General features: G+C 57.9%; 24 protein-coding genes. 10 read left to right on the forward strand and 14 right to left on the reverse strand.

All coding sequences use genetic code 11. The features are described 5' to 3' along the window. Positions 1 to 97: 97 nt before the first annotated feature. From F3J24_RS03160 to F3J24_RS03170, 3 genes are all read right to left on the reverse strand, one after another. Positions 98 to 2,596 carry a TonB-dependent receptor gene (locus F3J24_RS03160; RefSeq protein WP_205244581.1) on the reverse strand — a complete coding sequence of 833 codons (2,499 nt, stop codon included), beginning with the start codon at positions 2,594 to 2,596 and terminating at the stop codon, positions 98 to 100. A 248-nt stretch (positions 2,597 to 2,844) separates the two neighbouring features. Next, positions 2,845 to 3,915, reverse strand: coding sequence for a FecR domain-containing protein (locus tag F3J24_RS03165; protein ID WP_167002643.1), 1,071 nt, complete (start codon positions 3,913 to 3,915; stop codon positions 2,845 to 2,847). Between the two features lie 27 nt (positions 3,916 to 3,942). After that, entirely contained in the window at positions 3,943 to 4,479 is a 537-nt protein-coding gene (locus tag F3J24_RS03170; protein ID WP_167002645.1) for a sigma-70 family RNA polymerase sigma factor, read from the reverse strand. A 403-nt stretch (positions 4,480 to 4,882) separates the two neighbouring features. Here F3J24_RS03170 and F3J24_RS03175 point away from each other — a divergent pair, with 403 nt between their 5' ends. The 3 genes from F3J24_RS03175 to F3J24_RS03185 all read left to right on the forward strand — a co-directional run bounded on the left by F3J24_RS03175 (position 4,883) and on the right by F3J24_RS03185 (position 7,893). Continuing rightward, positions 4,883 to 5,404, forward strand: coding sequence for an ATP-binding protein (locus tag F3J24_RS03175; protein WP_167002647.1), 522 nt, complete (start codon positions 4,883 to 4,885; stop codon positions 5,402 to 5,404). 332 nt (positions 5,405 to 5,736) lie between these two features. Beyond that, complete coding sequence (locus tag F3J24_RS03180; RefSeq protein WP_167002649.1) at positions 5,737 to 6,060, forward strand: multidrug efflux SMR transporter; 324 nt, start codon at positions 5,737 to 5,739, stop codon at positions 6,058 to 6,060. A 186-nt stretch (positions 6,061 to 6,246) separates the two neighbouring features. Further along, the gene (locus F3J24_RS03185; RefSeq protein WP_167002651.1) at positions 6,247 to 7,893 is read left to right on the forward strand and encodes an S-layer protein; all 1,647 of its coding nucleotides are present in this window, start codon (positions 6,247 to 6,249) and stop codon (positions 7,891 to 7,893) included. 248 nt (positions 7,894 to 8,141) lie between these two features. On the opposite strand, the gene F3J24_RS03190 is transcribed toward F3J24_RS03185, so the two are convergent. The 7 genes from F3J24_RS03190 to F3J24_RS03220 form a co-directional block, all read right to left on the reverse strand. Further along, complete coding sequence (locus tag F3J24_RS03190; protein WP_240154224.1) at positions 8,142 to 8,633, reverse strand: DUF4198 domain-containing protein; 492 nt, start codon at positions 8,631 to 8,633, stop codon at positions 8,142 to 8,144. Positions 8,634 to 9,171: 538 nt separating this feature from the next. Then, positions 9,172 to 11,586 (reverse strand): TonB-dependent receptor, encoded by a 2,415-nt coding sequence (locus F3J24_RS03195; RefSeq protein WP_167002655.1) that lies wholly within the window; start codon positions 11,584 to 11,586, stop codon positions 9,172 to 9,174. 130 nt (positions 11,587 to 11,716) lie between these two features. Then, positions 11,717 to 12,874 carry a FecR family protein gene (locus tag F3J24_RS03200; RefSeq protein WP_167003432.1) on the reverse strand — a complete coding sequence of 386 codons (1,158 nt, stop codon included), beginning with the start codon at positions 12,872 to 12,874 and terminating at the stop codon, positions 11,717 to 11,719. A gap of 80 nt (positions 12,875 to 12,954) precedes the next feature. Beyond that, positions 12,955 to 13,413, reverse strand: coding sequence for an RNA polymerase sigma factor (locus tag F3J24_RS03205; protein WP_240154259.1), 459 nt, complete (start codon positions 13,411 to 13,413; stop codon positions 12,955 to 12,957). Positions 13,414 to 13,876: 463 nt separating this feature from the next. Then, positions 13,877 to 14,359, reverse strand: a complete 483-nt coding sequence (locus tag F3J24_RS03210; RefSeq protein ID WP_167003436.1) for a GreA/GreB family elongation factor — start codon at positions 14,357 to 14,359, stop codon at positions 13,877 to 13,879. A gap of 403 nt (positions 14,360 to 14,762) precedes the next feature. Continuing rightward, positions 14,763 to 15,254, reverse strand: coding sequence for an RES family NAD+ phosphorylase (locus F3J24_RS03215; protein WP_167002657.1), 492 nt, complete (start codon positions 15,252 to 15,254; stop codon positions 14,763 to 14,765). Beyond that, complete coding sequence (locus F3J24_RS03220) at positions 15,251 to 15,688, reverse strand: antitoxin Xre-like helix-turn-helix domain-containing protein (protein WP_167002659.1); 438 nt, start codon at positions 15,686 to 15,688, stop codon at positions 15,251 to 15,253. The genes F3J24_RS03215 and F3J24_RS03220 overlap by 4 nt, the downstream gene beginning before the upstream one ends. 642 nt (positions 15,689 to 16,330) lie before the next feature. Here F3J24_RS03220 and F3J24_RS03225 point away from each other — a divergent pair. Continuing rightward, positions 16,331 to 16,978 carry a YbhB/YbcL family Raf kinase inhibitor-like protein gene (locus F3J24_RS03225; protein ID WP_167002661.1) on the forward strand — a complete coding sequence of 216 codons (648 nt, stop codon included), beginning with the start codon at positions 16,331 to 16,333 and terminating at the stop codon, positions 16,976 to 16,978. A gap of 10 nt (positions 16,979 to 16,988) precedes the next feature. Next, positions 16,989 to 17,858 carry a helix-turn-helix transcriptional regulator gene (locus F3J24_RS03230; RefSeq protein WP_167002662.1) on the forward strand — a complete coding sequence of 290 codons (870 nt, stop codon included), beginning with the start codon at positions 16,989 to 16,991 and terminating at the stop codon, positions 17,856 to 17,858. An 89-nt stretch (positions 17,859 to 17,947) separates the two neighbouring features. On the opposite strand, the gene blaOXA is transcribed toward F3J24_RS03230, so the two are convergent. Both blaOXA and F3J24_RS03240 read right to left on the reverse strand, forming a co-directional pair. Next, positions 17,948 to 18,751 (reverse strand): class D beta-lactamase, encoded by an 804-nt coding sequence (blaOXA, locus tag F3J24_RS03235; protein WP_167002664.1) that lies wholly within the window; start codon positions 18,749 to 18,751, stop codon positions 17,948 to 17,950. Between the two features lie 181 nt (positions 18,752 to 18,932). Continuing rightward, positions 18,933 to 19,271 carry a hypothetical protein gene (locus F3J24_RS03240; protein ID WP_167003438.1) on the reverse strand — a complete coding sequence of 113 codons (339 nt, stop codon included), beginning with the start codon at positions 19,269 to 19,271 and terminating at the stop codon, positions 18,933 to 18,935. 1,243 nt (positions 19,272 to 20,514) lie between these two features. Between F3J24_RS03240 and F3J24_RS03245 the strand changes: the two genes are divergently transcribed. Further along, positions 20,515 to 21,213: an alpha/beta fold hydrolase gene (locus tag F3J24_RS03245; RefSeq protein ID WP_167002666.1), complete on the forward strand. Its 699-nt coding sequence runs from the start codon at positions 20,515 to 20,517 to the stop codon at positions 21,211 to 21,213. A gap of 312 nt (positions 21,214 to 21,525) precedes the next feature. Here the strand turns inward: F3J24_RS03245 and F3J24_RS03250 are convergent, their stop codons facing one another. After that, on the reverse strand, positions 21,526 to 21,993 hold the full coding sequence (locus F3J24_RS03250; protein WP_167002668.1) for a DUF1348 family protein: 468 nt from the start codon (positions 21,991 to 21,993) through the stop codon (positions 21,526 to 21,528). 89 nt (positions 21,994 to 22,082) lie between these two features. Between F3J24_RS03250 and F3J24_RS03255 the strand changes: the two genes are divergently transcribed. Then, positions 22,083 to 22,652 carry a TetR/AcrR family transcriptional regulator gene (locus F3J24_RS03255; RefSeq protein ID WP_167002670.1) on the forward strand — a complete coding sequence of 190 codons (570 nt, stop codon included), beginning with the start codon at positions 22,083 to 22,085 and terminating at the stop codon, positions 22,650 to 22,652. Positions 22,653 to 22,951: 299 nt separating this feature from the next. Here F3J24_RS03255 and F3J24_RS03260 read toward each other — a convergent pair whose 3' ends face one another. Next, the gene (locus tag F3J24_RS03260) at positions 22,952 to 23,359 is read right to left on the reverse strand and encodes a universal stress protein (RefSeq protein ID WP_167002672.1); all 408 of its coding nucleotides are present in this window, start codon (positions 23,357 to 23,359) and stop codon (positions 22,952 to 22,954) included. 484 nt (positions 23,360 to 23,843) lie between these two features. Here F3J24_RS03260 and F3J24_RS03265 point away from each other — a divergent pair, with 484 nt between their 5' ends. The 3 genes from F3J24_RS03265 to F3J24_RS03275 all read left to right on the forward strand — a co-directional run bounded on the left by F3J24_RS03265 (position 23,844) and on the right by F3J24_RS03275 (position 26,867). Beyond that, positions 23,844 to 24,521, forward strand: a complete 678-nt coding sequence (locus F3J24_RS03265; protein WP_370527709.1) for a DUF4124 domain-containing protein — start codon at positions 23,844 to 23,846, stop codon at positions 24,519 to 24,521. A gap of 367 nt (positions 24,522 to 24,888) precedes the next feature. Beyond that, positions 24,889 to 25,098 carry a hypothetical protein gene (locus F3J24_RS24795; RefSeq protein WP_205244582.1) on the forward strand — a complete coding sequence of 70 codons (210 nt, stop codon included), beginning with the start codon at positions 24,889 to 24,891 and terminating at the stop codon, positions 25,096 to 25,098. A gap of 563 nt (positions 25,099 to 25,661) precedes the next feature. Further along, on the forward strand, positions 25,662 to 26,867 hold the full coding sequence (locus F3J24_RS03275) for an NAD(P)/FAD-dependent oxidoreductase (protein WP_167002674.1): 1,206 nt from the start codon (positions 25,662 to 25,664) through the stop codon (positions 26,865 to 26,867). The last annotated feature ends 71 nt before the right edge of the window (positions 26,868 to 26,938 follow it).

Here is a 26,938-nt window from a genome sequence, read left to right on the forward strand (position 1 = left end):
CTTGCCTGCATGGCAGCGACGGACACGCCGAAGATAAATGACGATGCCAAACAGCCAGCCGGCGTTCAGCATCGTCGATGCGCTACGCGCCCGGCCCTCAGAACCGGTAGCGCGCTGTCACCAGCACATTGCGCGGATCGCCATAGACGCCAGTGCCGTAAGAGCCCAGACCCGGCATATAGGTCTTGTCGAACAGATTGTTCACGTTGATCGACATTGACCAGTGCTTGTCCATCTCATAACGAGCCATCAGCCCCACCACGGCGTATGAAGGCTGGGTGGCACGCCAGTAAGGTGCGCTGGGTTGCTGGTAATAGGTTTCGGTTTGCCAGGTGACATTGCCACCCACGGTCCAGCGCGACCAGTCACCGCGCAGGCGGTAGGTGCTGCCCAGCTTGAGCAGATGGCGGGGCTGATTGGTATTCACCGCTGGCGTGACCACATCAGGCTGTGCCGGCGCCTTGGACGTTCGGTAGGCATATCCCCCGAACAGGTTCCAGCCCGGCGCGAGGCTGCCGGACAGCTCGGCCTCCAGACCCTGGCTGGTGATGCCATCGATGGCGGTGTAGATCTCTTCACCACTGGCCCCGTTCACGCCCTGGTACTGCGCCGCATTCTTTTGCTTGATGTGGAACAGCGCCACACTGGTGTTGAGCTTGCCATCCAGCAGCTCGCCCTTCACGCCCACCTCCTTGCTCAACCCGGTCAGCGGCGACAAGGGATTGCCGCTTGCGTCCTTGTAATAGGTCTGCGGGTTGAAGATATTGGTCACGCTGCCGTACACGGACCACTGCGGGTTCAGGTCATAGACCAGACCTGCATAGGGCGTGATCTTGCGGTTCACCTGCAGGTCGTTGTTCAGGCTGGTCTTGCCCGTAGCCAGCGCCGTGTTGGTGTCCAGCATGTCGTACCAGCTGGCGCGGGCACCCAGAATCACCGACAGGTCATCCGTGGGCCGCAGGCGGGTGGCTGCCGACAAACCCTTTTCCAGCACCACGATGTCGCGATCCGAGCTGCGCGTAAACGTGGGCTGAGCGATGTTGCCATCCCAGGCAAAGTAATTGGGGATGTTCGTCCAGACCGTGTTCGATAACTGGGCCGCCCGGTGCTGACGCGAATAGCCCGCGCCCAGCATCACATCATGGCTACGGCCCAGCAGCTGGAACTTGCCGTTCAATGCAGCGTTGAAGGTGTTGACGTCAGTCTGCGTGGGAATGGTGCCCGCGATCATGCGGATACCCGCCCCCGTCACCCGATTCACGGTGCCGTTATAGGCCGCACCGTAGACCACGTCACGCGACTGTGTGAGGTGGCTGGCCGATGCATCCAGCACCCAGCCGCCACCAAAATCATGCTTCAGACTGCCAAACAGGTTACGACTGTCGTTGTCCCAGTAGGACCAGCGCGCGGCCGGATTGACCGAGCGGCTGAAATCGGTGCGCGTGCCATCGCTGTAGAACAACGGCAAGTGGCCGAAGGTTGAGCCATCGGCCTTGGACTGCATGTAGTCAAAGCCCAGGCTCAGCAGCGTGTTGGGCGTGAGGTCTGCCTCGACGATGGCGTAGAAGTTGCGGGTGTCCCGGCTGTAGTAGTCCACATTGGATTCGGCGTTCTGCCCGGCCACCACCACACGGCCGCGCACCGTCCCGGCCGCATTCAGCGGGCCGGAAACATCGGCGGTAGAGCGGTAACGGTTCCATGAACCTGCGCCCACCTCCACCGATGCGGCGAGCTCCTTCGTTGGCTTTTTGCGCACCAGATTGACCACAGCCGATGGGTTGCCCGCCCCGGTCAACAGGCCGGTGGCGCCTTTGACAACCTCGACGCGCTCGTAAATGGCGCTGTCGGCCAGCGAGGTGGTGTACTGGTTGGCCGAGTCCATGGTGTTGGGCACACCGTCGAACTGGAAGTTCTCGATGGTGAAGCCACGCGAATAAAAGGTGTAGCGCTCGCTGTCGTTGCGACCCACGGTGATGCCAGGGGTTTTCTCCAGCACGTCAGGCATGGCCGTCAACGCCATATCGTCCATCAGCTGGCGCGTAACGACACTCACAGATTGCGGCGTTTCACGCAGAGTCATGCCCATGCGGGTCGCCGTGGCTACAGCTCCTGTAGGCGTGTATGCGCCCTCTGCCACAACCGGGCGCTCGGCAGCTGCAGTCACCGTGACCGCCGCCATCTCGGTTTCCCCCGCAGTTACTCCGGCAGCGGTCTGGCTTATCTGCGGCACACGGCGCAACGCCCAGCCACCATTGCTCTGGCGCACGGCTTGCCAGTCAGTGCCTTTGAGCAGCGCTCCAAAAGCCCCCTCCACGGTGTAGCTGCCGCGCAGCCCACTGCTGCTTCGGCCTGCCGTCTGTTCCGGCGTAAAGATCAGTGCCACGCCTGCTTGACCGGCTGCGCTGCGCAAAGCCGCATCCAACGGCCCGGCGGGGACGTCGTAGCTTTGCTGCTGCGAGGTTTGGGCATGAGCGGTAGTCACGGCCAGCGGCAATGTGGCGATGACGCCTGCACACATAGCCCAGTGCACGGAATGAGCCAGTATGGATGGAGCGAAGGGGCGGCGCGCAGGCCGCTGGAAAGTTTGAAAGGGCATGACGTTGGACAGTCTTTGAAATCCGATGGCAATGAATGAAAGCTTTCGGAAATAAAGAAGCCTGAGAGTTCAAATCGGGTCACCTCCCGAGTAAATATTTTTCGGACGCTTGGAAAGCTATCGCGGCACGCCGCTTCTGGATTAGGCTCTGGAACAGAAGAAGTCAAGAAACAGGTCAGCCCAGCCAGGCACTCAATCGACCGAAGTCCTAGGCGGCAAGATAGGTAAGAAGCAATACCACCGTTAGCTCACTGACCGCTGGCCTGGGCTGCCTCCACTCTCACCCACCACTGTGAGCGCCAGCGCACCTGCACTGGCAATGAACTCGGGAGCATTGCCAGAACCGCATCGGTATTGGCGACGCCTCCTTCTGCCCCCAGAGGGAAGACGCCCGAAAAGCGCAGCCCGGCCACCGCAGGGTCTACGCGTAGCCAGCCACTGCGGTAGCGTCCCAGCTCGACCAGAAAATCATCGAGGCGCTGGTTGTCCACCCACAACTGCCCTTGGCTCCAGGCCAGCTCGCGCTCACCGGCGGCGCCCGGATCATGCGCGTGCGTGCGTTCAAAAACGACGACCTGCCCTGCATCCAGTCGCAAAGGTGGGCTGCCCGGGGAAGCATCGACGGGATGAATCTCCACGGCGCCCTCGAACACCGCCACCTGCGTCATGCCGCTGTTCTGCCGTACTGTAAAACGCGTACCTATGGCACGTACAAGTCCTTCGGCGGTTTCAACCACAAAAGGCAACTCGCCCAACTCGCCAGGTGGGTGGCCTGTGGTAAACAGGGCTTCGCCCTGGAGCAAACGCACGCGGCGCTCAGGGCGTGCGAAGTTCAGTGCTACCGCACTGCGCGTACCCAGCAGCAGCTCGGTGCCATCGGGCAATGTGTGACGCTGGCGTTCGCCAGTACCGCTGCGGTAGTCCGCCGCCAGTTGTCTCCATTGCGGCGTGCGCGTAACCATCCAGCCCGTGCCTGCAGCCGCGCCCACGCCAACGAACAAACCCAGTAAACGGCGGCGTGACGCGGACGTGGGCTCAGTGTGCAAGGTTCGATAGCCCACACCGTCCGCATTCAAACCCTGCAATGCACCGGTAATGGACTGCAAGTGCAGCCATGCACGGGCATGGTCTGGATGTGCGTCATGCCACTGACGCCAGCTCTTTTTCTCTGCTGCCGTAGCAGTGCAGCCGTGCAGACGCGTAAACCAGTCTGCGGCAGCTTCGGCAACGGCAGCATCCAAGGGGGCACCACCGGCACGCAGTTGCACACCAGTGCCCGGTGCAGGGGCCGCCAGGCGGCAGGTAGAGCGATTGGTCATGACGAAACAGAAGCGGTGCTCAAGGGATCAGGAAAGCGCCAGGAGAAAGCATTGACGATGCGCCTGCATCAGATAGCGTTTTACCGAAGTCATGGAGACACCGAGCCGCTCTGCAATGGCAGCGTAAGTCAAGCCTTCCAGATGAGCCAGCAAGAATGCTTCGCGCGCCTTTGGAGCCAGAGCATCCAATACTTGATCGACTGCCTGCAGCGACTCAAGAGCGATCAAGCGCTCCTCTGGCGGCGGCACCAGATCTTCCGCCAATAGCGCCACAGCGTCCAGATAGGCTTGCTCCAGCACACGACGGCGGTAGTGACGAATGACCAGGTTCTTGGCCACTGTGACCAGGAAGGGCCGTGGCTGCTCGATGCGCGTCGCCATCCCGGAGACGATGACGTTGACAAAGGTGTCGTGAGCAATGTCTGATGCCTCGAAGGCATTGCCCAGCTTGCGCCGCAGCCAATGCTGTAGCCAGCCATGATGTTCAACGTACAGCGCGTGAACGGGATCAGCAGGAGCAGAGGAAGATGCGGTCACAGACGGTAGACCGCGATGACGCGGCATTATTCGATATTGAGAACTATTCTCATTCTAGCGTCTAATCAAATTGCTCTCTGCGAGCCCGCCTTGTCAGTGCCCCTGCCTCCTTGCCTGTTTCACAACGAGGCCCTGCATCAACGTCATGGCCTGACCACCACCGAAGCTTGTCAGCTGCTAGATCATTTTCGCGTTGAGCAGCGAATGCTTGCGGCAGCCCGCATGCCAGGCGCTCAAGTTGATCAAGAGCAGCTGCTGCAAGAGCAACGCATGTCCAATCTGCTAGCATCCATGAATGGCTTACTGCGTTACCCAGCGAATTATTGGCATCTTCAGATTGAAGGTGGGATAGCTCGCGACCATATAGCCATGCAACCCACCCTGGAGGTGGGTTTTCCGTCTCCGGGGCACTGTCAAGGAGATGGAAAGAATGGACGTCACACCTGCCGAAAACGCGTCTGCCAAGCAGTCCAGGACGGGCTCGCTGCACCTCGTCTGCGGAAAGATTGCTGCTGGAAAATCCACGCTTGCCAAACAGCTCGCATCCCGTCCGCAGACGGTGATCCTCAGCGAGGATGTCTTGCTGGCACGGCTTTATCCCGATGAACTTCGCTCCATCTCAGACTACATAAGGCTCTCGGGCCGATTGAGAGCAGCAATGGAGTCGCACATCGTTGCTCTTCTGCAGTCAGGAACCTCCGTGGTGCTGGACTTCCCTTCCAACACCCTCAATGCAAGAGCATGGGGCCGCAGCATTTTTGAAAAAGCGGGAGCGTCGCATTGCTTGCACTTCCTCGATGTGCCGGACGAAGAATGCAAACAGCGTTTGCGTCTCAGGAATTTATCGGGCGATCACCCGTTCCAGACAACGGACGAGCAGTTTGAGGAGATCACAAAGCACTTTGTTGAGCCATCGTTGCGAGAAGGCTTCAATCTGGTACTTCATCGCTGACACAGCTTGACTGCTCCAGCCCAGGCCGGGAGCCACCTTGGATCACTGGTGGCTCTCGGCCGGAGGCAGGCTTTTGGGGGACGATCTGCCATCGTTATCGCTGGGCAAGCAGTGGGCCCAATTCCTGAACCCGATGTTGAGGATCAACTCCTGGACGTGGTTGCTGAACGAATTTTTTTCCCTTGCTGAAGGTTAACCCGGTGGTGTTTTCAGTGAACAGGCGGCGCCAAAGCTGATTTAGGGATTCGGATCTGTTTATCCGGTGATTCAGGACATTCGCATAAAGCCAGCCAGAACTTGTTGTGTAGAGTTGTGTGCTTTAGGAGCGCATGTTGGGTTGGATCTATCTGGTTTTGGCTGGTTTATGTGAAATCTTCTATGCGGCAGCTATGCCAAGGACAGATGGATTTACGAAGCTTGGGCCCAGCGCTTTTTGCGCCGCATTCATTGTGATGAGCATGTATCTGCTCTCCCTGGCAACCAGAACCATTCCTGTTGGCACGGCATACGCTGTGTGGGTTGGCATTGGGGCCGTTGGCACGGCCATCTACGGCGTGCTGATGTTGGATGAAGATCGAAGCCTTGGACGGATTGTCTGCTTTTCACTGATCCTGGCTGGCATTGTTGGGCTGAAGCTCTTATCAGCCGAGAAATGACCTGACACCAGATCCGTCGACTTAACGAACGTCTGCAATGAGTCGAAAGCTATCGATGATCGGATGAAGCATTCCGATCCTCCCCTGTCATTGCGTTGTCACGACACAGGCAGAGACTGCGGGTTTTCACCAATCCACACGCCATGTGGATAGGCTGCAAAGCCTTGCCTCCTTGTATTCGCTGTCATGAAAACTGCATCCCCCGGCTTCGCCCCCAAGCGCGTTGCCTATGCCGCTGCCACACTCTTCCTCAGCACTGCCGTGCTGGTGGCATGCGGAGGTTCCGACGATTCTGATCCCCCCCCCACCACACCCCAGCCACCGGTCGTACAAGGCCGCTGGACCACGGGTGACCTGCATGTGCACACCATGCAGTCCGACGATGCGCAGCAGGTAAACACCTTGGACAAAGTGCTGGCCTCCGCTTTTGACCGCTTTGGTCTGGACTGGGCTACGTTGTCGGATCATCTGCGCCTGACCAGTTGGGACAATGACGGCAACCGTCTGAATCCGCAGATTCCGATGTCGGAAGCCATGGCCAAATTCCAGGTGCCGCGCATCAAGGAACTCCAGGCCCAGGGCAAGTACGCCGACAAGGTGATCTTCTCGTCCTTTGAATGGGATATGCCTTCGCACGACCATGGCAACGTCGGCATATTGACCGACAAGCCCATGTCGGCCGGTGCGCTCAAGGCCGCCAGCCAGTTCGAGTATCTGTTCACCAACCGCGACGCGGCACTATTCAAGGCAGAAGATGTGGCGGCCTGGGGTCCCAAGGCCGGCACCGGCTACAACACCCATGCCGAAGCCATGGCCGCCATTGCCTGGCTCAAGCAGAACTACCCCAGTACAAGCTATCTGCAGATCAACCACCCATCGCGCAACCCTGGCAAATACACGATTGCCCAACTGCGTGAGATGAATGATCTGGCACCCGATATTGTCTTCACCCTCGAAGGCATGGTGGGCAACCAGATGGAGCCGGACCGCGGAGGCTACACCAGCGACTACATCGAAGCCAACCTGCCTTCACGCACCTATGGCGGCGTGGACTATATGGTGGCCAAGCTCGGGGGGACCTGGGATGCGCTGCTTTCCGAAGGGCGCCGCATCTGGAACGTGGCCGACTCCGACTACCACTTCACCATGTCGCAAGGCAAATACAGCAGCGGCTACGCGCCGGGCGAATATGCCAAGAACTACCTGTGGGGCGATATCAAGGACCCACAATCGCTGCTGGCCACGCTGCGCACCGGCAAGCTGTTTGCCGTGTACGGCGATCTGATCAACGAGCTGGACTTCAAGGTGAAAAGCGCCAAAGTCACGGGCGAGATGGGCTCTGAAGTGGCGGCACAAAGCGGCGAAGACCTGAGCATCACCATCCGCTTCAAGAGCCCTGATCGCAACAATTTCGAATACCAGCTGGGCAGCGGGCTGTATGCCAACGTCAAGCCCGTGGTGGACCATATCGACCTGATTGCGGGCAATGTCACCGGTCGCAAGACCCCGGGCACCCCGGGCTACGATGAAGCCACCAACTCATCGACCCGCGTGCTCAAGCGCTTTACCCGTGCGGACTGGAAGCTCGACTCCGATGGCTACTACACCGTAACTACCACGGTGAAAGCCACCGGCGACCAGTATTTCCGTCTGCGCGGCACCAACCTGGGCACCGATGTGGCCGGAGAGACAGCGAATGGCGAACCATTGCCCGATCTGAAGACCGATGACGGCACCGACCATGTGGCGCGCTTCAACAAGATCAATGCACGCAACTACGGCGACCTGTGGTTCTATTCGAATCCGGTGTTTGTGAAGACGGCAGCCAAGTAAATTTTGCCCCCTGAAATGCCCGGCTCACCGCCGGGCATTTTTGTACCACAGTGCCGCAGCTATGTGCTGCGCCACACCCGCAGGCCGTCACGGAAGTCGCACCAATTCTGGGTGAACGCTGTTTGCATGTATTGACTTGGTGCAATAGACGCTTCACAGCAGACGCCGTCTTTCGCCTCAGCATTTGCGATGACTGGCCTACGCTCCTTGGCAGGTTCGATAGAGATACGTCTCCACCGCTGGACAAATCACCGCCCCTCTGGCTGAGGGACGGTAAAGCTGAGCGTCGCCGTATAGCGCACATCGTGATATTTTTTGCCACCCACAGTCACCACTGCATCATTGACGCGAGCCGATACCTCAAGCACATACAGGCCAGGGAAGGACGGCGTAAAGCTCACCGTACCGTCCTTTGACGGAGCCAGTGAACGCCGCCACCCCTCCCCCGTTTCGACATTCACCTGACTGGCGGCGACGGGCCGTCCCTTGAACATCAATCGAAAGGTGTTTCCATCAGGGTGGATCGGAACAAGTTCCAGGTCGTTCAGGGCCTGAGTGCCCTGGCGACCGTAGCGGGCTTGATAGTAGGTAAGAACGCCATCATCGAACCCGGTAGCAGTGAAGCGCAGATCGCTGACGGGTTTGGGAACAACGATATGGTTGATCGCAGCCTGCACTGGCAGCGCCTTGCCATCAGCCTGCATGGCCTTGGGCTCCAGCAAGGCAGGCAACTTTTCCAAAGGGCGGTGCAGCTCTCCCACGTAGGCTCGGACCTCCGCCCCTTCGGGCTGCACCCAGAGATACTCCGCTTGGGCCTTTGCCGAACACCATAGGACGCTACTGCTTAACAGACACAGAGCCGTTCGATGAAATACATCAGGTAAATGCACTTGGTAATCCTTGTCCTCAAGCTTGCATCCAATGCGCTCGACCTATTGGCGCCTATTGGATCTCTTCCAGCCCGACGCCGGCCTGCAACCAAGACCCCGTGTCGAGCGCACATACAAAGGCTGGGCGGGCTACGGCGATCAGGCCCTGCTTCCACTATCTGCTGCCTGCTCGCATCAGATAGTGGCGATCAGCATCCGTGGCCGTTTGCGCTGCCTCCAGCGCGTGACGCCTTGCGGGCAACGGCTGGGCGTTCCGTTGACGCGGATGAAGAACAGCACCGACCCGAAGTCCGGTCCAGATATGCAGCCAGGCCCGGCTTCACCTTGGCCTCAAATCTGCCCTCGAAGCTGGCTCGGCCACCCTCTGAAAGACTATGAATCCCGGAGTTCAAAAGTCATAACGCATCCCTACATTGACGCTGCGCGGAGCACCCCAGGTATAGAACAAGCCTGCCGCCGTAAAGTTGGTGAGCCCGGCCATGTACTTCTTGTCCAGTGCATTGTTCACGTTCAGGCTGAACGACAGGTGCTTGTCGACTTGATAGCGCGCCATCAGGTCCAGCACCGCATAACCCCTCTGCGACAAAGTGGCGGCGCTATTGCTCACAGAAGTCTTGCCTTGCCAACGTGTGGCAGCTCCCACAGTCAAGCCACGCAAGAAGCCTGCGTCGAAACGATAGGTCGTGCCCAGCTTGAACTGGTATTTGGGATATTGACTTGCGCTGGTGAGTGAGCTGCTTTGCTGCACCAGGCTGCCCTGTGCCTGCCAGCCGCGCGCAAGCTCGCCCGCCAACTCCAGCTCCCAGCCACGCCGCGTGGCAGAAGAGACCGCACGATAGGCCGTATTGCCCGCAGGGGTGAGATCGCCGCTTTCCTCTGCAGTGTTTTCCGTCTTCATCCAGAAATGAGCGATGCTGGCGTTCAAGCGCTTGTCGAAGAACTCCCCCTTGGCGCCGATCTCATAGGTATTGCCCTGTTCCGGTGCCAGTGTCGCACCCCGTGCATCCTGAGCCGTTTGCGGCTGGAAAATGTTGGCATAGCTTGCGTACAGCGACATGTTCGGCTGCACCTCGTAGACCAACCCGGCATATGGGGTGATCACGCCGTTTTCCTTCATGTCATAGTTCCACCAGTAGGGGGTGATGTCACGCTCTTCGAACCGCGTAACGCGCAACCCCGTAATCAGTTGCAGAGGATCCGCCAGCCGGAAGCGCCCCGCTGCATAGGCATAACGCTGCTTCTGACTGAACTTGTTGTTGCCGTAGTTCAAGACACTGAAGTCGGGCTGAGGCAGCACAGCGCCTCCCTGTGCCATCTTGATGCCGAGATTGCCTAGCGGCACCAGGTTCAACGCATTCAGCGGCAATTGCACATTGCTGTGAAAGCGCGATACGCCGGCACCAGCCAGAAGCTCATGCGAGCGCCCCAACAGCTCGAATGTCCCCTTAACATCCAGATTGACGCTCCAGTTATCGGTCTCCATGTTGCGCCATCGACCAAAGCTGGCGCGGTCCTGGTCGTAGAAGTAGCCAGCCTTCATATCGTCCATGGATACGTTCTGATGTGAGAACTTGAGCGTGGCGGCCCAGTTATCCGCCAGTTTTTGCTCCAGACTGCCGAAGAGATTGAGGCCTTTTTGCGTATATCCCCCCCAAGGGGCGCCGGTGTTGAACGAGCGGGGCAACCACGCCACCTCACCGCCTGTGCGCGTGTATCGCTGGATCGGTTGCGTGGTGCCAATGCCCTGCGCACTGCGTTCGCGATAGGTCATGCCAAGGTTGAGGACCGTGCCAGGGGTGATGTCCGCTTCAAGTGCCCCAAACAGCATCTTGCTACGGCTCTTTTCATGGTCGCGGAAGCCACCGGCATCCATGGCTGAGGCAACCAGACGCCCCCGAACCGTGCCCGCTTCGTTCAGTGGGCCGCTCACATCGGCCTGTGTTCGGTAAGTATCCCAACTCCCCGCATTGGCGCGCACGCTGGCCTGAAATTCGCGGGTTGGTCGTTTGCGGATCATGTTGACTGTGGCGCCGTAGTCACCCTTGCCCACAACCAGACCGGATGAACCTTTGAGGACCTCGATCCGGTCAATCTCCGCCATGTCGTCGAGCGAAAACATGGTGCTGGTCAGGTAATACCAGCCGCTGCTCAGTTGTGCCATGCCGTCCGTCTGCAGGTTGACCTTCGCCCCGCGCGCTTGAAAGTCGGTGGCGTTGTTCTGCCTGTACACGGCGATGCCGGGTGTCTGCTCCATCACATCGGTCAGGGTCTCCAGCTTGAAGTCATCCATGCGCTGACGCGTCATCACGGTCACGGACTGAGGTGTCTCGCGCAGCGAGAGATTCAGTCCCGTTGCTGTCCTGCTGGGACCGGTCTGGGTATAACTGCCCGTACCCTCGGTCACGCCGTCCCTCTCGAGCTGAGCAGTCACAGTGACGGTGGCCAGCGATGCGGAATCATCGTTTGGCGCGATGGCTTTGATGACCAGTCCTCCTCCTTGGGGGACCGCGACCAGACCAGTCCCGGCCAGCATCTGCTCCGCTGCCTGCTTGAGCGTGAGCGCGCCATGCACAGGACGCGCTGTCTTGCCGGCAACCAGCGCGGGAGCAAACCCAATGGAAGTTCCAGAGGCTGCTGCCAGCTCGTTAAGTGCACTCCCCAAGGGCTGGGAAGTGATCGTGAAACTGATGCTTTTTGCATTCTCAGCAGCGGATTGCGCCTGTGCAATCACCGGAGAGAGGACGGCCAGGGCTGCGGCCAGAGCAAGAGGAGCGGGCTGAAAATGAGGCTGCGTGAAGCGCATGGAGAGGGATTCCGAACGTCGAGTAATGAATGAAAATAAAACTCACTACTCTTTAAGACGCATCAGATCACCAGAAATACACCCCTAGTCCGAAGAAAATTTGAAATTCCCGCATCGAGCCTGAAAGTGCTCAAGGCGTGCTGACGATTTCGGTCTTCCCAGATGGTTCGCTGACCAGCTTCACAGGCAGGATCTGAGTCAGCATGCGCGCAAATTCCCCGGGTCTATCAATCTGGTAGCTGCCGCCGATGGTCATTGCAGCGACCGCCGGGTCGCGAATCTCCAGACCCGTAGACCCGTAGCGCTCCAGTTCAAACAATGCATCCACCAAGGCAGTGTTATCAAAACGCACCAAGCCCTTGCGCCATAAGGCGACACTGCCAGGAGCAACACTGGCTACCTGACCTAATACGCCGTTCGATGACACCCTCAGGCCTTGTCCTGCCAGCAATTCGACAGGCAGATCCGCCTTCGCATTGGTGCTGCTGTAGGAACTGGCGACCTGTACATGGCCCTTCTCCACCGAAACATTGACAGCCCCGGCATCGGCCCCCTGGTTGCGATAGCGAACGGAAAACCGTGTCCCCAGCACCGTGACACGCGCAGGCCCGGCGAGAACATGGAATGGCTTCTTGGGATCGGCGGCAACCGAGAACATGATTTGCCCATCCGCAATCCGCACCTCTCGGCGGTCGCGGTACATGGTGACCTGGGCCTGCGTGTCGGTGTCCATGGCGAGCTCGGAGCCATCTGGCAAGGTGACAAGCTTTTGCTGCCCCTTCTGCGCAACATAGCTGCTCTCGAATGTCGGCTGCATCCATTGGTGCCATCCAGTCCCTGCAGCAAAGGCCGCAGCACAACAGGCAGCGACCAAGGCAGAGCGCGGCTGTATCCAATTCAACAGAGCGCCTGCGCGCGCCCATCCCTCCATCGCCTTCGGTTTCGCAGGCCCACTGGCAGACTGCGCAGAAGATCCACCACTGGCAATGGTTTCGCGCTCGAACGAGGATCGTGCTTTTGCAACCATATCGGAAGGAGCAGAGCGCAGCACCGCCATGTCTTGCGTCAGACAACGAAATGCCGCGTCATGCGCCGCATCCTCAGCCAGCCACTGACGCAGGGCTTCATGCTCGTTCTCGCTCAAGCCTTGCTCCCAGCGAGAGTGCCATTCGACGGCCGCCACCTCTACCGGATTCTGTCGACTGAAAAAATCCGCAAGCTCGCGCGCTTCCTCAGCCTCGTCAAAGGAGGCTGGCACATTGCGCTGGGATGCAAAAGAGTGACTCATCTTATGGATAGGGATGCGCGGGGCGCGGCAAGAATTCACCCTCGGCGAAGCAGCTACGCAAAACGAACGCAAATTCGCGATCACTCGACATTATCAAGTTCCATTCTGCGCGCAGCACATGCAAGTTTTCCACGGCTGATGTACTGATTCACCATGCTCAGCGACACTCCCAGACGCTCTGCAATCTCCTTGTTGGGCAACTCATCGAAGATGTACATGCAGAAGGCATCACGACACCGAGGCGGCAGCCCCTCGATAGTGTCAAGATACGCTTGAATACTCTGAGACGATGCATAGGCATGCTCGGGCTGCAGATGCAGAGGGCTCGCAGGCTGATCCAGCTCCTCCAAAGAATCGATACTTTGATGCTGGCGGACCTCAGCCCGTCTATCCATATCGATTTTGGCGCGCAAGGCCACCTGCCTCAACAGCGCACCTGGCTCAAGAATGACCTGCCCCTTCTGCTGCATGGACAGCACACGGGCATAGCTTTCCTGCGCCAAGTCAGCCGCAGCATCGCGGTCTCTCACTTTGCGCATGCAGAAATTCAACAGGTCTCTGTAGTAGCGGGTCAGCACGATCCAAAAAAGCCAGTAGCAATAAGTGAGGTCGAACGTGCGCGGCGATAAGACAGCCTTGGAGCCCTGGCGCAAAGAGTTGCGCTCAACTACACGGCAAAATTATAGATTGTTAATGCGACTTATTCTCAATAAATCCGTCCAATGTGATGCGATCCATGGGCGCGGGTCAGCCACGGCCCCATTCGGCTCAGCCTTGATCGGCATGTCCGGGCCGACCACCGGCAGCAAGTAGCCTGAAACAGCCGTCAGGGTTGAGGAGCAGGAATTCAGCTCATGGCCGAAAGCTCCATCTCGCTTGCGAATCCGAAATCAGGCGCAGGCTGATGCTGCGCTCACGTCAGACGCTTGCTGGCCACGGCATCAGGCCGGGCGGCTTGGAACGAATCACTGCCGATCACTTCAGCAAGAGCTCGCTCGCGGCTTAGTAAACCCACAGCACCTCAAACTGCTGGCGGGTTGAAGCGATCTGTATCGACGCCTCAGCCCCTTCGCACTTGCCCAGCACCGCCCTGCCTAAAGGTGCTTTGCTGCTGATGACCTGAATGGGATCTGCGCCCTTGACCAGCTTCATATTCCCTCCATCCGGTCCGAGAAAGAACTGTTGTTGCTTGTCGTCTGAATCCACCAGACAGAACAGCGCGCCGAGCTGAATCCCTTTGCTGGCGTCGTAGGGTTGCGGGCGGAACTGGCGCCAATCGCCCATCGCCTGACGGATGGCTTCTGCGCGACGAGCTTGGCCGGTAGCCAGGTAGGCAGCTTCGAGACCTAATGTGTCGTACTTGTTCTCGGCGATGTTTTCCTCATGAGTCGCTGCTTCATGAGCAGCCATAGCGGCCTTCTCGGCCTGCAGAAGGTCCTCCGCGAGCCGTTCCAGCACCTGCTGCTGCAACAACAATTTATCCATAGCGAAAGGCATTTCGAACAAGTTGGGGGTCCCGATTATGAAGGGCTTGTTCACCGCTCGACGCTTCCCATTGGCTATAGGCCAGAGAATCGTCAGCACCTTTTTTCAGGCAGGTAAAGCGCACTTCCTTCACCTCAGAGGGCTGCGCTACTGCCCATCTGAACAAGTGATGCGATCAAAAACTTATAGCAGCTTGCGCAAGCTAATCATTGTTTCTAAAGAGAAATCTATATAAAACTATTAATTGATGAGCGCCAGCAGCTCTATTTTTAATAGCACGATCTTCTATCCAGCACTGGCGACAGCACCTTGAACGGACTACTCCCCCAGGGTATTGAACAATTCATGCAGACGAAGAGTCAGCGCCTTCGGCGCAGCGCTCAGCCATTGCTGCGGCAGACCATCAGAGCAACCGCGAGTCGTAAGTCCAGGCGCCGCGATCAATGGTTTTGATCAAGGCCAAGTCTGGATGCATGGTGTTGATGACCACATTGGCTTCCGCTTTGACAATGACCGAAGGGACAAAGAGCAGCAGCCCACGCTTGGATCTCAGCCATTCCGTTCCCACTTTCTGGGCAGCGGTGCTGGTCGGCATGTCATCCCAGTGGGGAGGTAGCACAACGTTCTCACCTTGCCTGACAAGGCTCATGGGAATCTGATACTCCACCAGCTTACGTAGCGCTGGCAGCCCATGGTCTTCATAGTGGACCAAGGTTTCCAGGACTGCCAAGGCCACGGAGCCGGCTGCGTACAGGCATGGATTTCCTTCCTCATGCCACCGGCCGCCGACATACAGCCCACCCTTTCCACTCATGTCGGTGGCCTGATATCTGGGTGTCTCCTTGCCGATACGAAAGAACGAAAAATAGCCCTGGGGGGCGGCGCCGCCACTCATGCAAAGGCCCCGACAGCAATCCGCTTGAGCAGTGTTTCCACGATCTGCATCCCGACGTCGGTGTGCAGAAACTCGGAAGGCTTTCTGTTGTTGAGCGAAGGCTGCGGAATTTCCAGCCATTCGCCCAGCCACTTGTCGGCATCAAAGTCCTTGCGCTGCTCGGGCATGATGAAGTCTTCGGCAATTTCATGCACCAGACCCTGCAGGTGGTACATCTGCAGAATTCTCTCCCCGTCATTGAGATCGAGGTTCTTGCCTTCGCTGACCTTGCGCGCCACGGTGGAAGAGCCCAGACCCAGAACGCGGTTCAGCTTCTCGGCCGTGGTGCCAAGCTTGCTGGCAATGTCCGCCACCGCAGCTGCGGGCACACCATCAGATACCACTTCATGGCGCTGCAGAGGGCTCATGCGAAACACCAGCTGCGATTTCGGCATTGACAAGCTCTTCGAGGATCTTGCCTCGATGGAAGAGAGTTTCTTTTGCCATGCACCGAGACTGGCCTGGCCCAGCGTCCGCGGCTTGATGGTGCGGGCCTTCGTTTCTTGAAAAGCCTGCTTCGCAGCGGCCTTGCCCACATTCCGTCCAGCGGCAGCATGTTCCATAGGAAGCTCCAATTCTCATTTGGGAGTCAAACTTCTCCCAACTGAGAGTTTACTAGGCTTGACCATGGAATCAACATACAGGCCTGCCGCCTCTGGCCGGCCCTGCTTGCATGTGCGAAGCGGCAAGCCTGCCCGGTAGGGTCATGGCGAAGACTCAGGTTCTTCAGCTATCGAAAGAGGCAAGCCATCATGCGCCCTGGTATAGAGCTGACCAGTTGGGCCAGCCATCACCGGACAGTCAGCCGTTCGCGAGCAGCGGCATGCAGTCAGACGCAGACCTTTGGGCAGGACCTCAATCCAAGCGCAGCCGAAAATGCGATGACAACGCACGCATAGAGCCAAATACATTCAGATTGACAGGGTTGGCGCAACAATTGATCGGATTTGGTACTTTTGAGGGCATTTGATTTCCTACACTGCTGCAAGACGTGGATGCACGTCACACAAGCTCAACCCACTGAAGGAGGGATTGCAATGCAGCTTATCAGCCAGAGTTTTCAAGACGGTCAGGTCATCCCAGGCGAATTCGCGTTCGCCGTGCCCGATGCATCCTCCCATGTGGCCCTGTCGTCCAATCGGAATCCGCATCTGGCCTGGAGCGATGTGCCGGAGGGAACCCGGTCATTCGTTGTCATCTGTCATGACCCCGACGTGCCCAGCCGGGGAGATGATGTGAACCAGGAGGGCCGTGAAGTTCCGCTCTCCTTGCCTCGTGTGGACTTTTTTCACTGGGTGCTGCTCGACATTCCTGCCGACGTCTCGCAGATCGCTGCAGGATCCCATTCGGATGGCGTGACACCAGGAGGCAAGTCCGGCCCAGCCACGCCGGAAGGATGGCGTCATGGCCTGAACGACTACACCGGATGGTTTGCAGCGGACGAACACATGAAGGGAAACTACTTCGGCTATGACGGCCCTTGCCCGCCATGGAACGACACGCGAATCCATCACTACGTGTTCACCGTCTATGCTCTGGCGACCCTCACGCTGGAGGTGACAGGGCCTCTGACCGGCGCGAATGTGCGTGCAGCGCTGGCATCGGCCAAGGTGCTTGGACAGGCCAGTCTCACCGGGGTCTACAGCCTCAATCCTGCTGTTTCGCTTCAGACAGGCCTGCGTTAGAAAGTTAGCCATGGCAATTGCGCGGGCAGCCTCTCACACCGCACAGACCAATGCTGACGACCTGCCATGGCTGCTTCCTGCGGGCTCGCCCGTATGGCGGCGCGGCCTTTGCACCATGGCCCAACCCTGTTTGAAACAGGCGCAGCACACGCCACGCTTCCTGTTTCAGGATGCGACGCTGCTGCTCATTGCGTCGGGGCGACTGGATCTTGACTGCGGCGTCGACAGAATCAGTGTCGATGCTGGTGCAGCATTGCTCCTCGTCGAAGCCAATGCCTGCGCAGATTTGATCAAGACACCTGGCGGCACAGAGCAGCGCTTTCGCTCGATCTTTCTGACTCTGTCACCGGAACTGCTTGAGGCTTTTCGCCGGGGCCGCGCCACAGGACCTGAGAGCTCGCAAGCGGCCGCATCGTTTCGGAGCATTCCGTTGGACGCCGACCTCGGTTCTTCGCTAGAGCATGTGCTTGCGGGCGCCGCTGCCCCGCAGTTCAGTGACGAGCGCCTTCGATACCGGGCCATGGACTTGCTGGCAGCACTGGCCGAACGCGGCTTCGCATTCAGGCCGCTCATGTCACAGCGGATGTCCGGGCGTTTGCGTGCCCTTGTCAGCGAAGCGCCCCATCAACATTGGACTGCGCAGACTGCCGGAAAAGCACTCGCCGTCAGCGAAGCCACCCTGCACCGCCGCCTTGCGGGTGAATGCGCCCGGTTTGAGGATGTGCTGATAGACGTGCGCATGCACCACGCCATGATGCTGATGCAAACCACATCGTTGAGTGTTCCGGAGATTGCCCAGGCATGTGGATACAGGTCACGCGCCCGATTTGCCGAACGTTTCCGCGCGCGCTTCGGCTATCCGCCTTCAGCTGTACGCTGATCTGATGCCGACAGCCCCGCAATAGACGCATCAGAGCATCGCTCCAAACATCCGCCATGGGTCACTGCGAGATGCCGCAGGCAATGCCCTCAACGCTTTGAGGTGACCGAAAGCAGCTGCTCGGACATTTGGCTGCGCGCCCGCAACCCTGCATTGGTGGACTGCGCTTTTTCGTCCTGGATGAGGCGGACAAACACCATTGCTTGCGCGCCTTTCCTGGCCCATCCGACATACCAGCCATAGGCTTGATCTGCCCGGTACTTGTTGTCCTGCCCCGGGGACCCGGTGCCTGTTTTCCCGTAGATGCGCCAACCATTCAGCTCGTCCTGCCGGGTGATCTCTTCAGTCATCTCATATGCATGAGCGCTCACGGGAAGTTGACGATTGGCCAGCCTCCTCAGAAACGCAACTTGCTCAATGGGTGAAATCTGGAGCGACGACATCACCCAGGCACCATTGCTTTGCGGATGCCGTACCTGGACAGCAGACGCATCTTGATTGCCATATTCGAAGGACGTGACATAGGACTCGAAGCGAGCCTGGCCAAGCTCCTTCACCACCTGCTGGGAATACCAGAAAACGGATTTTTTCATCCAGTTGGCGGGATCAATTTCTCCCTTCCATGCGTCCCCAGCCCAGTCAGGATAGCCATCTCTATAGGGCCATATCGGGCGATGGCTGCTATGGAGCAGTCCGGAGTCAAACCCCATCAAGCTGATGGCGATTTTGAACGTGGACGCAGGCGTAACGCGCCTGGCGCAGCTTGCACCACTGCTGGCAACGGTACTGCCGGTGGCGGCATCAACAACGAGGGTGCACAACTCAGCTGCGGATGAAACAGGCCCTGAAAGCACCAGGAATGCGGTGATGAAGGTGGCTGAGGCTCTGGACATTTAGACTCTGGACTTGAAAACCGTAGTTTCGCCGGATACATCGGTTTCTGCATGGAGGACCCGGGCAGCGACGGCCATGAGCCGTGCGATGCCACTGCTCTCGATCAGCAACAGGCCTGATCCCCTGCCCCAATGTCATGACCATGCTCGCCGTGACCGACACGGGTGAATCTCCGCCCGGTCACACCTTCAGCGCGCGCTCAATATCCGTGAGTTTGTAGCGCGCCAGCGCCAGATTTCCTTTGTTGCGATCGAGCACCAGATACAGGAACAGACCTTCGGCGTTCGGTACAAGTCGAATCAGATGGTACTGGTCGGCCAGAGTGATCAGGATGTCCTCGATACCACGGCGTATGCCAAGAGACTCCATGGTCTGGAGTTTGGCTCGCACGACCTGCGTATTTCCTGCTGCTGCCAGATCCAGGTTCATGCCGCTGCCGCCCTGGGCCAGACACATACCGCTGCGGTAGTCAACCAAGGCAGCAGCCAACGCACCGTCGATGCTCATGGCGGAGTCCATGGATGACTTCAAATTCGTGCTCATCTCACTCTCACTTCTTTCTTCGTTGAAATATTCGTTGAATTTCTTCAGCTTGGTCAATTGCTCCATGAGCACAAACCACAAGGTCTGCGGATCGCTCGTAGGCAGCTGATACTTCTGAGTACCTGCATGTGGTTGGTCGGCCAGGCACTTGGAAATTTCGATGTCTTCCATCAGCGCGTTAGGCAGCATCAGAAACCACACGACCGATGCTGTACGTATCGTGTTGTGGGCCAGTACCGCCGGCAGCATGGAAAAGCTGCCAGGCCCCACCAGAATTGCAATGGCATCGGACCTGCCTGGAAGGCTTGCCAGGTCAGCCGCCTTGAAAGGTCGGTACCAACTTAAATGCGGTGCGCCAGACATGCCACCGAGCGGCATGTTTTCCCAGGCACCATGACCTTCTGCTCCTGATACGCCCAATTGTGCAAGCGCATAGGCACCCATGCGAGATGTCAGATCCAGAACTGCAACACTAGGGGCTTGCATCAATGAGTGGCTCTATTTTTCTACGACGTTTGCCGTGCTGGCGGCCCTGGCCCTGGTCACGCACAACGGAAGTCATCGTTCGCCGCTTGGGCCATCCTGCATGTTCACGCTGAAGGCGGCAACACCGGTCCGTGAGCCATCAGCGGGCTGTATGAACGGCGTTTGCGGCCCTGCGGCGAGAGCAGGCAGAGGGAAGATAGCGCGCCCTAAAGAACTAGGGTTTACGCTTGGTTGTATCCAATTGTATTGAGTTGCCTCAAGAAAATCCTGGACGTTGAATCAATTTGACAATTGGTAGGCGGGCTCACCTCAACAGCTAACATCCATCGATCAGCCGGCAGAGTCAGCAGCAGGTCATGCTGGTAGGCCCGCCTGGCGTCCAGAAAAGGACATTGGCAACTCACTGTCATGCCGGCCAATCTCGCAGGGCTGCGATTCTGGCGCTCAGTAGTGCCCCACGACACACCGGTGGTTCTCAGCGAAGAGCCTGAATAGGCCTCTTGCATGCTGATGTCGTTTTCCATTGTGCTGGCTTGAATTGCACCAAGCCGTGTCAGCGCGCTCAATGGGCGCTTTGCAGATTCACGAGAGTCTTCTCTGCGCCACAGGCGGTAAGCGCTCGCAGGCCATGACCGACCCAGAGCAGTCCTACGGCACTGGCTATTATTCTTGTTGAATACAGCTTCCTGGCCATTTCCTGATTTGCAGGCAACTAGCCCTTCATCTGCAAAAAATGCCGATCACCCTCGTTCTCCTTCCGGGTATGGATGGGACAAGCATCCTGTTCGAGCCCTTCATTGCTGCACTCGGAAATAGGTACCCCGTTTCAGTGGTTCGATATCCGGCCAAAGATCATTCTCAGACCTACGCTGCTTTGCATGACTTTGCTGAAGCGCAACTGCCTGCTGATGGCCCCATTGTTTTGCTCGGAGAGTCGTTTTCAGGCCCAATTGCAATTTCGATAGCAGCAGCCAATCCTGTGCGTGTGCTGGGCGTCATTTTGTGTTGCACGTTCGTTCGCAACCCTAGACCCAAACTTCGGTGGCTGAAAAGCTTGGCTTGGGTGCCTATGCCTCGCCCACCTTTAACAATCGTGAATGCATTGCTTTTCGGACGGTTTGCAACCTCGAGGCTGAGCGCCTTGCTGCGCGATGCTCTACTTCAAGTGCATCCTTCTGTCATGCGAGCAAGGCTTCGTGAGGTCGCATCTGTAGATGTGCGGGCGCAAGCTGCCAAGCTTGCGATGCCAGTTCTATATCTGAAAGCACTCAACGATCAGCTTGTGCCGCGATCAGCCGCTGCCGAAACACAGCAATGGTGCCGAGCTATGGAAGTCGAGGTTTTTGATGCTCCACACTGTCTCTTACAGGTCGTGCCAGCAGAAGCGAGCGACGCAGTGGCGCATTTCATTGATCGTGTGATTGCCACCTAAAACAGATACCGCTGGAAGTACTTAGTCACCCGATCCTCTTGATGGATGATGTGTGGCCGTACTGCGTCCGTCGCAGAGTGCCCTTTGGCGGTCGGTCAACAATCCTGGATGCTTGCCGCCAGGTGCTCTGCTTGCGCTACAAGTGCCATTGCACGGAAGCTCTTGAAAAGTACGCGGCGGTGCTGTCGATCATGACTCGTTCGAAAGCAGACCTATCCAATTTGGCCACGTTGGTATTTCGTGTGCCATGCATGCCTTTGGCAGACATGGCACACGGGGAGTCCTCCGCATGCGGTGTTCCGAGGTCTTTCCTCACAGACCGAGATCAGACAGCCCGGGATGGTCATCGGGTCGACGACCAAGAGGCCAGTGGAACCTTCGCTCCGACTCTTTGATAGGCATGTCATTGATGCAGGCATAGCGACGACGCATGAGGCCGTCGGCCTCGAATTCCCAGTTCTCGTTCCCGTACGAGCGGAACCAGTTCCCCGCGTCGTCATGCCACTCGTACGCATAACGAACTGCGATCCGATTGCCTTCGTGCAACCAAAGCTCTTTGATGAGCCTGTAGTCAAGCTCCTTGCTCCATTTCCTTTCGAGAAAAGCCTGTGCTTCAGCGCGGTTGTTGGCGAATTCCGCTCGATTGCGCCACTTCGTGTCGTGGGTATATGCCATTGCAACCTTGGCAGCATCGCGCGTGTTCCAGCCGTCTTCGGCCAAACGTACTTTTTGAATGGCAGTTTCGAGCGTGAATGGTGGCAGGGGTGGACGAGTTTCCATGATGTGATCTCACTAAAAAAAACATGTAGAACGATCTGTCTACATGCCCAATGCTAGCGGATGTAGAACGACCTGTCTACAATACCCTCATGAAATTTGTAGAGCCACCTATTGATTCGCTGCCTCCTCGGGAGCGCATCCTGATTGCCGCCCACACCCTCTTCTACAGAGAAGGAATCAGGGCGACGGGTATTGACAAAATCATTGACCAGTCATCGGTGAGCAAAGTCACCTTCTACCGTCAATACGCGAGCAAAGATGAGCTGATTCGGGCATACCTCGATTACAGGTATGGGAAGTGGATTTCCTGGTTCAAGGCAAGCTTGCTGGAAGCCACAGGAGACGGTTTGTCTGCGGCGGATGCCCTCGTTACCACTCTGAAAGTTTGGTTCAGTACTCCAGAGTTTCGAGGCTGCGCGTTTCTCAATGCCGCTGCTGAGTTGGGCTCGTCAGACCCCGAAATCCTGGAAATCGTACGTCGGCACAAGCAAGAAATGTCATCGGTGTTGGACAGCCTGTTCGGGATCGATGCTGTGTCTGCCGGACCCGCGCTATCGCTGGTGATAGATGGCGCCATCGTCCATGCTCAGATGGGCCAAGCAGTCGATGAAGTGATGGAGAACGTCAAAGTATCTGTTGAAGGAATTCTGCGCAGATGAGGTGGCCGTGCGGGTAGTTCAGGCCAGCTTGTGCGCGATTTGAATCTGCTGGCGTCTAGTCGGCAGGAGATCGATATACCCAAGCGCTTGTCGACTGAACTACACAGCATGAGCAGCGACTGCTTATGGCTGTGGATCCAACCGGTCAATGCAGCACAGGCGCATTAGCCATCTTCCAACGCCCACCAGAAGCCATGGGCCGGCCATGACGGACGGATTGGTCATACTGTTTGCCGGGTTCGTCCTCCGAGCGCAGACGAACGATGAGAGCGATGAATCAGCATCGCGCTATCACTCCATCACTTGACGAGCAAAACAGGTATCGGTGATTTGGTGACCACCCCCTGGGCAACGCTCCCCATGAATATGCTCTTGATTGCGGTTTGTCCGCGAGTCCCCATCACTATCATCCGTGCGCCCTCCTTCTTCGCAAGCTTGACGATTTCTGCTGCAGGGTCACCGACCAATGACACGCTGCGATGCGATATGCGGTAGCGCTTCAACTGTCGCTCAAGGGAATTGAAAACCGGCTTGGTGACCTGCTGGGCAGCCTTGTCTTCTGCATCCAATGGTCTCGATGTCGCGCGGGCACGCACGTTGACGATGAGGATCTCCACACCGTAACCATGCACCCATTCCTGCTTCAGCAGCCAAGTGAGCGCTTTGCCGGAGAACTTGCTGCCATCAGCAGCCAGAACAATCTTCACAGGGAATCTCCTTTGACAGGGTCGGGAGCAGTCCTACTAAGGCGATCGATTCGTTCAATAGAGCACGATCAGCGATAGCAGCAGACCGCCGATTTTGCAGACAGTGGCACCTACCAGATCCCTCAAGGGAATCCATCCTATGGATAGGAGCAGAGAACATTTGTTTCTCAGATTCGACCAGCCCAGCGGGGCACGGCTCCTCGTATTTGAGGACAGATTCCCTCGCTTGATTGAACGAATGCCCACAGCCACTCGGCAGAACTCCGCTGAAGAGCGACTCTGTAAGACATGAATGATGATGCTCCTCGTGCCATGGGAATTCAAAGAAACCCCTTGAGATGTTTGATGGACATCAGCTTTTGATGAACAGATCTCTCAGCGCACAAAGTGATGCACCGGCCCAGATTACGCATAGGCCCTCACCCGGCAGTTGTACGGCCTTCTGACGGGTGTACCCTCTCCCCATAGCCCAGGCACGAGCGCAGTGTTCGATCTCGCAGCTTCGGGAAATGCAATAGTCACAAGGAGGCTCCCCATGCGGCTTTTGAGCTTGGCCTTGATCTGCACTGTTCTGGCCCTGCCTGCCACGGCTCAGGTGTATCGATGCAAGGACTCCACGGGCAGCATTACCATGTCTGATAAACCCTGCTCCGTCGGCCAGTCTGGCGAACTGCTTGAGCGCAAGCGCAGCAACGAAGAGATTGATCAGGAGCGCATGCAGGCTGCCGAGGCAAACGAGCGCAAATACCGACAGCAGCTGCATGACATGCAGCATAGCCAGCTGGAGTCACAGCAACGCAGGCTTGAGCATCAATCCTCAGGCGCTCAAGCCGTATCACCCAGTCAGTCTCCAGCCTGCAAAGAAGCACGCAAGGAACTTGAATTCGTCTCCAGCGTCCGCACCGTCTCTCAGGACGAAAAACGCATGCGCACCAATGCGGCCATCAGCAATGTCAATGCCGCTTGCGACTCCAACACTCCGCTCATGCAAGAGCCGCAAAAAGTCATTGTTGCGCCAGAACAAGGTCACCCGCTCAGCCATTGCGATGCCGGCTTTTGCTACGACACCAACGGCAATATCTACAATCGCAGCGGCTCCTTCATGACAAACCAAAGCGGCCGCAGTTGCCAGGAAATTGGCAACCTGATCCAGTGCCACTGAATCAGGCCGCAGCACCTGTCCGGGCCAACGACACCTCCAGGTACTCTCGCTCGCCACACTCCTCTACCAGCAGGCCTGCGCCTCGCGCGCCTGTCCTACCTGTCGATCGATTCCGGTCAGGACGATGGCACAACCGTACCCTGGGCCAACGCGCAAAGTTTTTCTTTGCCGCCATCCACCGCAGATACCTCGCATCGGCACACAGCCTGACGCATACCGATGCTGTGTGTCTCGGCCCGCGCAATCAAATGAGTGCGACACCGGAGCTAACGTAACTGATCTTGAGCTCGGCAGCCAGCGCCTTGCCATTGAGAGCCAGCCTCCCGTGAAGGCGATGGCATTAATCGCAAGTTGCTGAGACGGCACCATGCGCAAACCCATGTTGCTGATTGTGTTGCGCCGCAATGGCGAGAGTGAGTTCGGCACTGTCGCGCTGCGCGGCAATCAGCTCGGCACCGATGAACTCGCTGAACGGTTGGGTCGCGAAAACTTGCTGCGCCAGCTTCTTGATATCGTCCATCTGCTCCCTTCTTTTCTCGCGAAATGGCCATGGGCAGACAGCATCTGCAACACATGAGGCAGCCTCTCCGCTGACGTTGCAGCCGTTCTTGTTCAGCTTCTGACGTCGCCGGACTTGAGGGTCGATCACGGCCTGCTAAATCGTCGAAGTTGCCGGTACTGGCCCGCGTGTCCTGCATGAACACCTAGCCACTGCTGTTCAGGCGCCAGGCATCGAGCTAATTGCGCTGCCGCCCAATGCCGCCCCTCATTCCCAGGCTGGGCCTATCCCTGGTGCGCCGGTCAGCACCTCTCTCTGCCATCGCCACTCGACACAGGGCTGCATGGATGTCCCTGGTGCGCAGCTGCACACCAATGGTCACTCGTGCGACCACCACGCCTGAACCCCTCCATGTCTATTGCAGCCGCTGAAATCCTCAAACTTTGGCCGGAAATCCTCTGTGGGATGTACCTCCCAAAAACTCCGACTATTATTGTCGTAGTTTAGTGCTTGACCGGTAGGCCTTATGCCTGCCGAACCAAGGCGGTCTCCCGCGCGCCTGCTGTCGGCACTTCTACCGGACCTCGGCGCGCCAACGGCCCAGCCGAGCATGCCGTGCTACGTGGGATGAAGGTAAATCTGTGAATACTCAACGCATCGTGATTGTTGGTGCTGGCTTTGCTGGCATGTGGAGTGCCCTAGCTGCGGCTCGCGTCTTGGACATGCACAAGCGCTCCGATATTGAAGTCGTGCTTGTGGCTCCCCAACCCGAGCTGCATGTTCGGCCTCGCTTGTACGAAGAATCCCCGAACACCATGCGCGTCAAGCTGACCGCGTTGCTGGATGTCGTCGGCGTGAAATTCCTGCAGGGAAGTGTCGAAAAAATTGATGTGCTGCAACAGCAAGTAGTCATCAAAACGCAGGAACAGGATGCACTGCTTTCCTATGACCGCCTGGTGCTGGCTGCTGGGAGCAAGCTGTTCCGCCCCGATGTGCCTGGACTGGACCAACACGCCTTCAGCGTGGATCAGGTAGATGAAGCAGCAGCGCTGGAGGCACACATTCAAAACCTTGGCAGCCAGCCCGACACGCCAGCACGAAACACCCTGGTGGTGGTCGGTGGCGGATTTACAGGCATTGAGACTGCTGCGGAAATGCCCGCAAGGCTGCGTGCGGCCCTGGGCGAAGACGCACAGGTGAATGTCGTGATTGTCGAACGCAACAGCGATATCGGTCCCGACCTGGGCCCGGGCCCACGGCCCGTGATTCAACAGGCGCTCGCCGAACTTGGCGTCACGGCAGTTCTGGGGGCCGGGGTAACCGCTATTGATGCACATGGGTTGGTCACCTCCTCCGGCCAGCGCATTGATGCCAGCACGGTGGTATGGACAGCAGGTGCTCGCGCGAACGAACTCACATCCCAGATCCCGGGCGAGCGGGACGCATACGGCCGCCTCCACGTCGACCGGAATCTGCGCGTGAAAGCCGTGCCAACCATCTATGCGACGGGCGATGTCGCCAACGCCGCGACTGACGACCAGGGAAATGTGACCATGATGTCGTGCCAGCATGCCATGAATCTTGGCCGCTCTGCCGGACACAACGTCGCATCCGATCTGCTGGGACTGACGCCGATTCCCTATAGCCAGCCAAAGTATGTGACTTGCCTTGACCTTGGTCCTTGGGGTGCGGTCTATACCGAAGGGTGGGAGCGCTCGGTGAAGCTGGCTGGAGCGGAAGCCAAGGCACTCAAGCAGAAAATCAACACCGAATGGATCTACCCTCCCTCGGCGAATCGTGCCGAAGCGCTGGCATCCGCTGATCCACTGCGCATCGTCGTCGCCTGAGTTGGGCAATCATTGGAAGAGGCTTGGTGCCTCTTCTTTACATGCAGCCCGGCCTCGGTGCCCCAGTTCCT

The organism is Comamonas sp. Tr-654, from assembly GCF_011752915.1.
Classification (GTDB): Bacteria; Pseudomonadota; Gammaproteobacteria; order Burkholderiales; family Burkholderiaceae_C; genus Comamonas.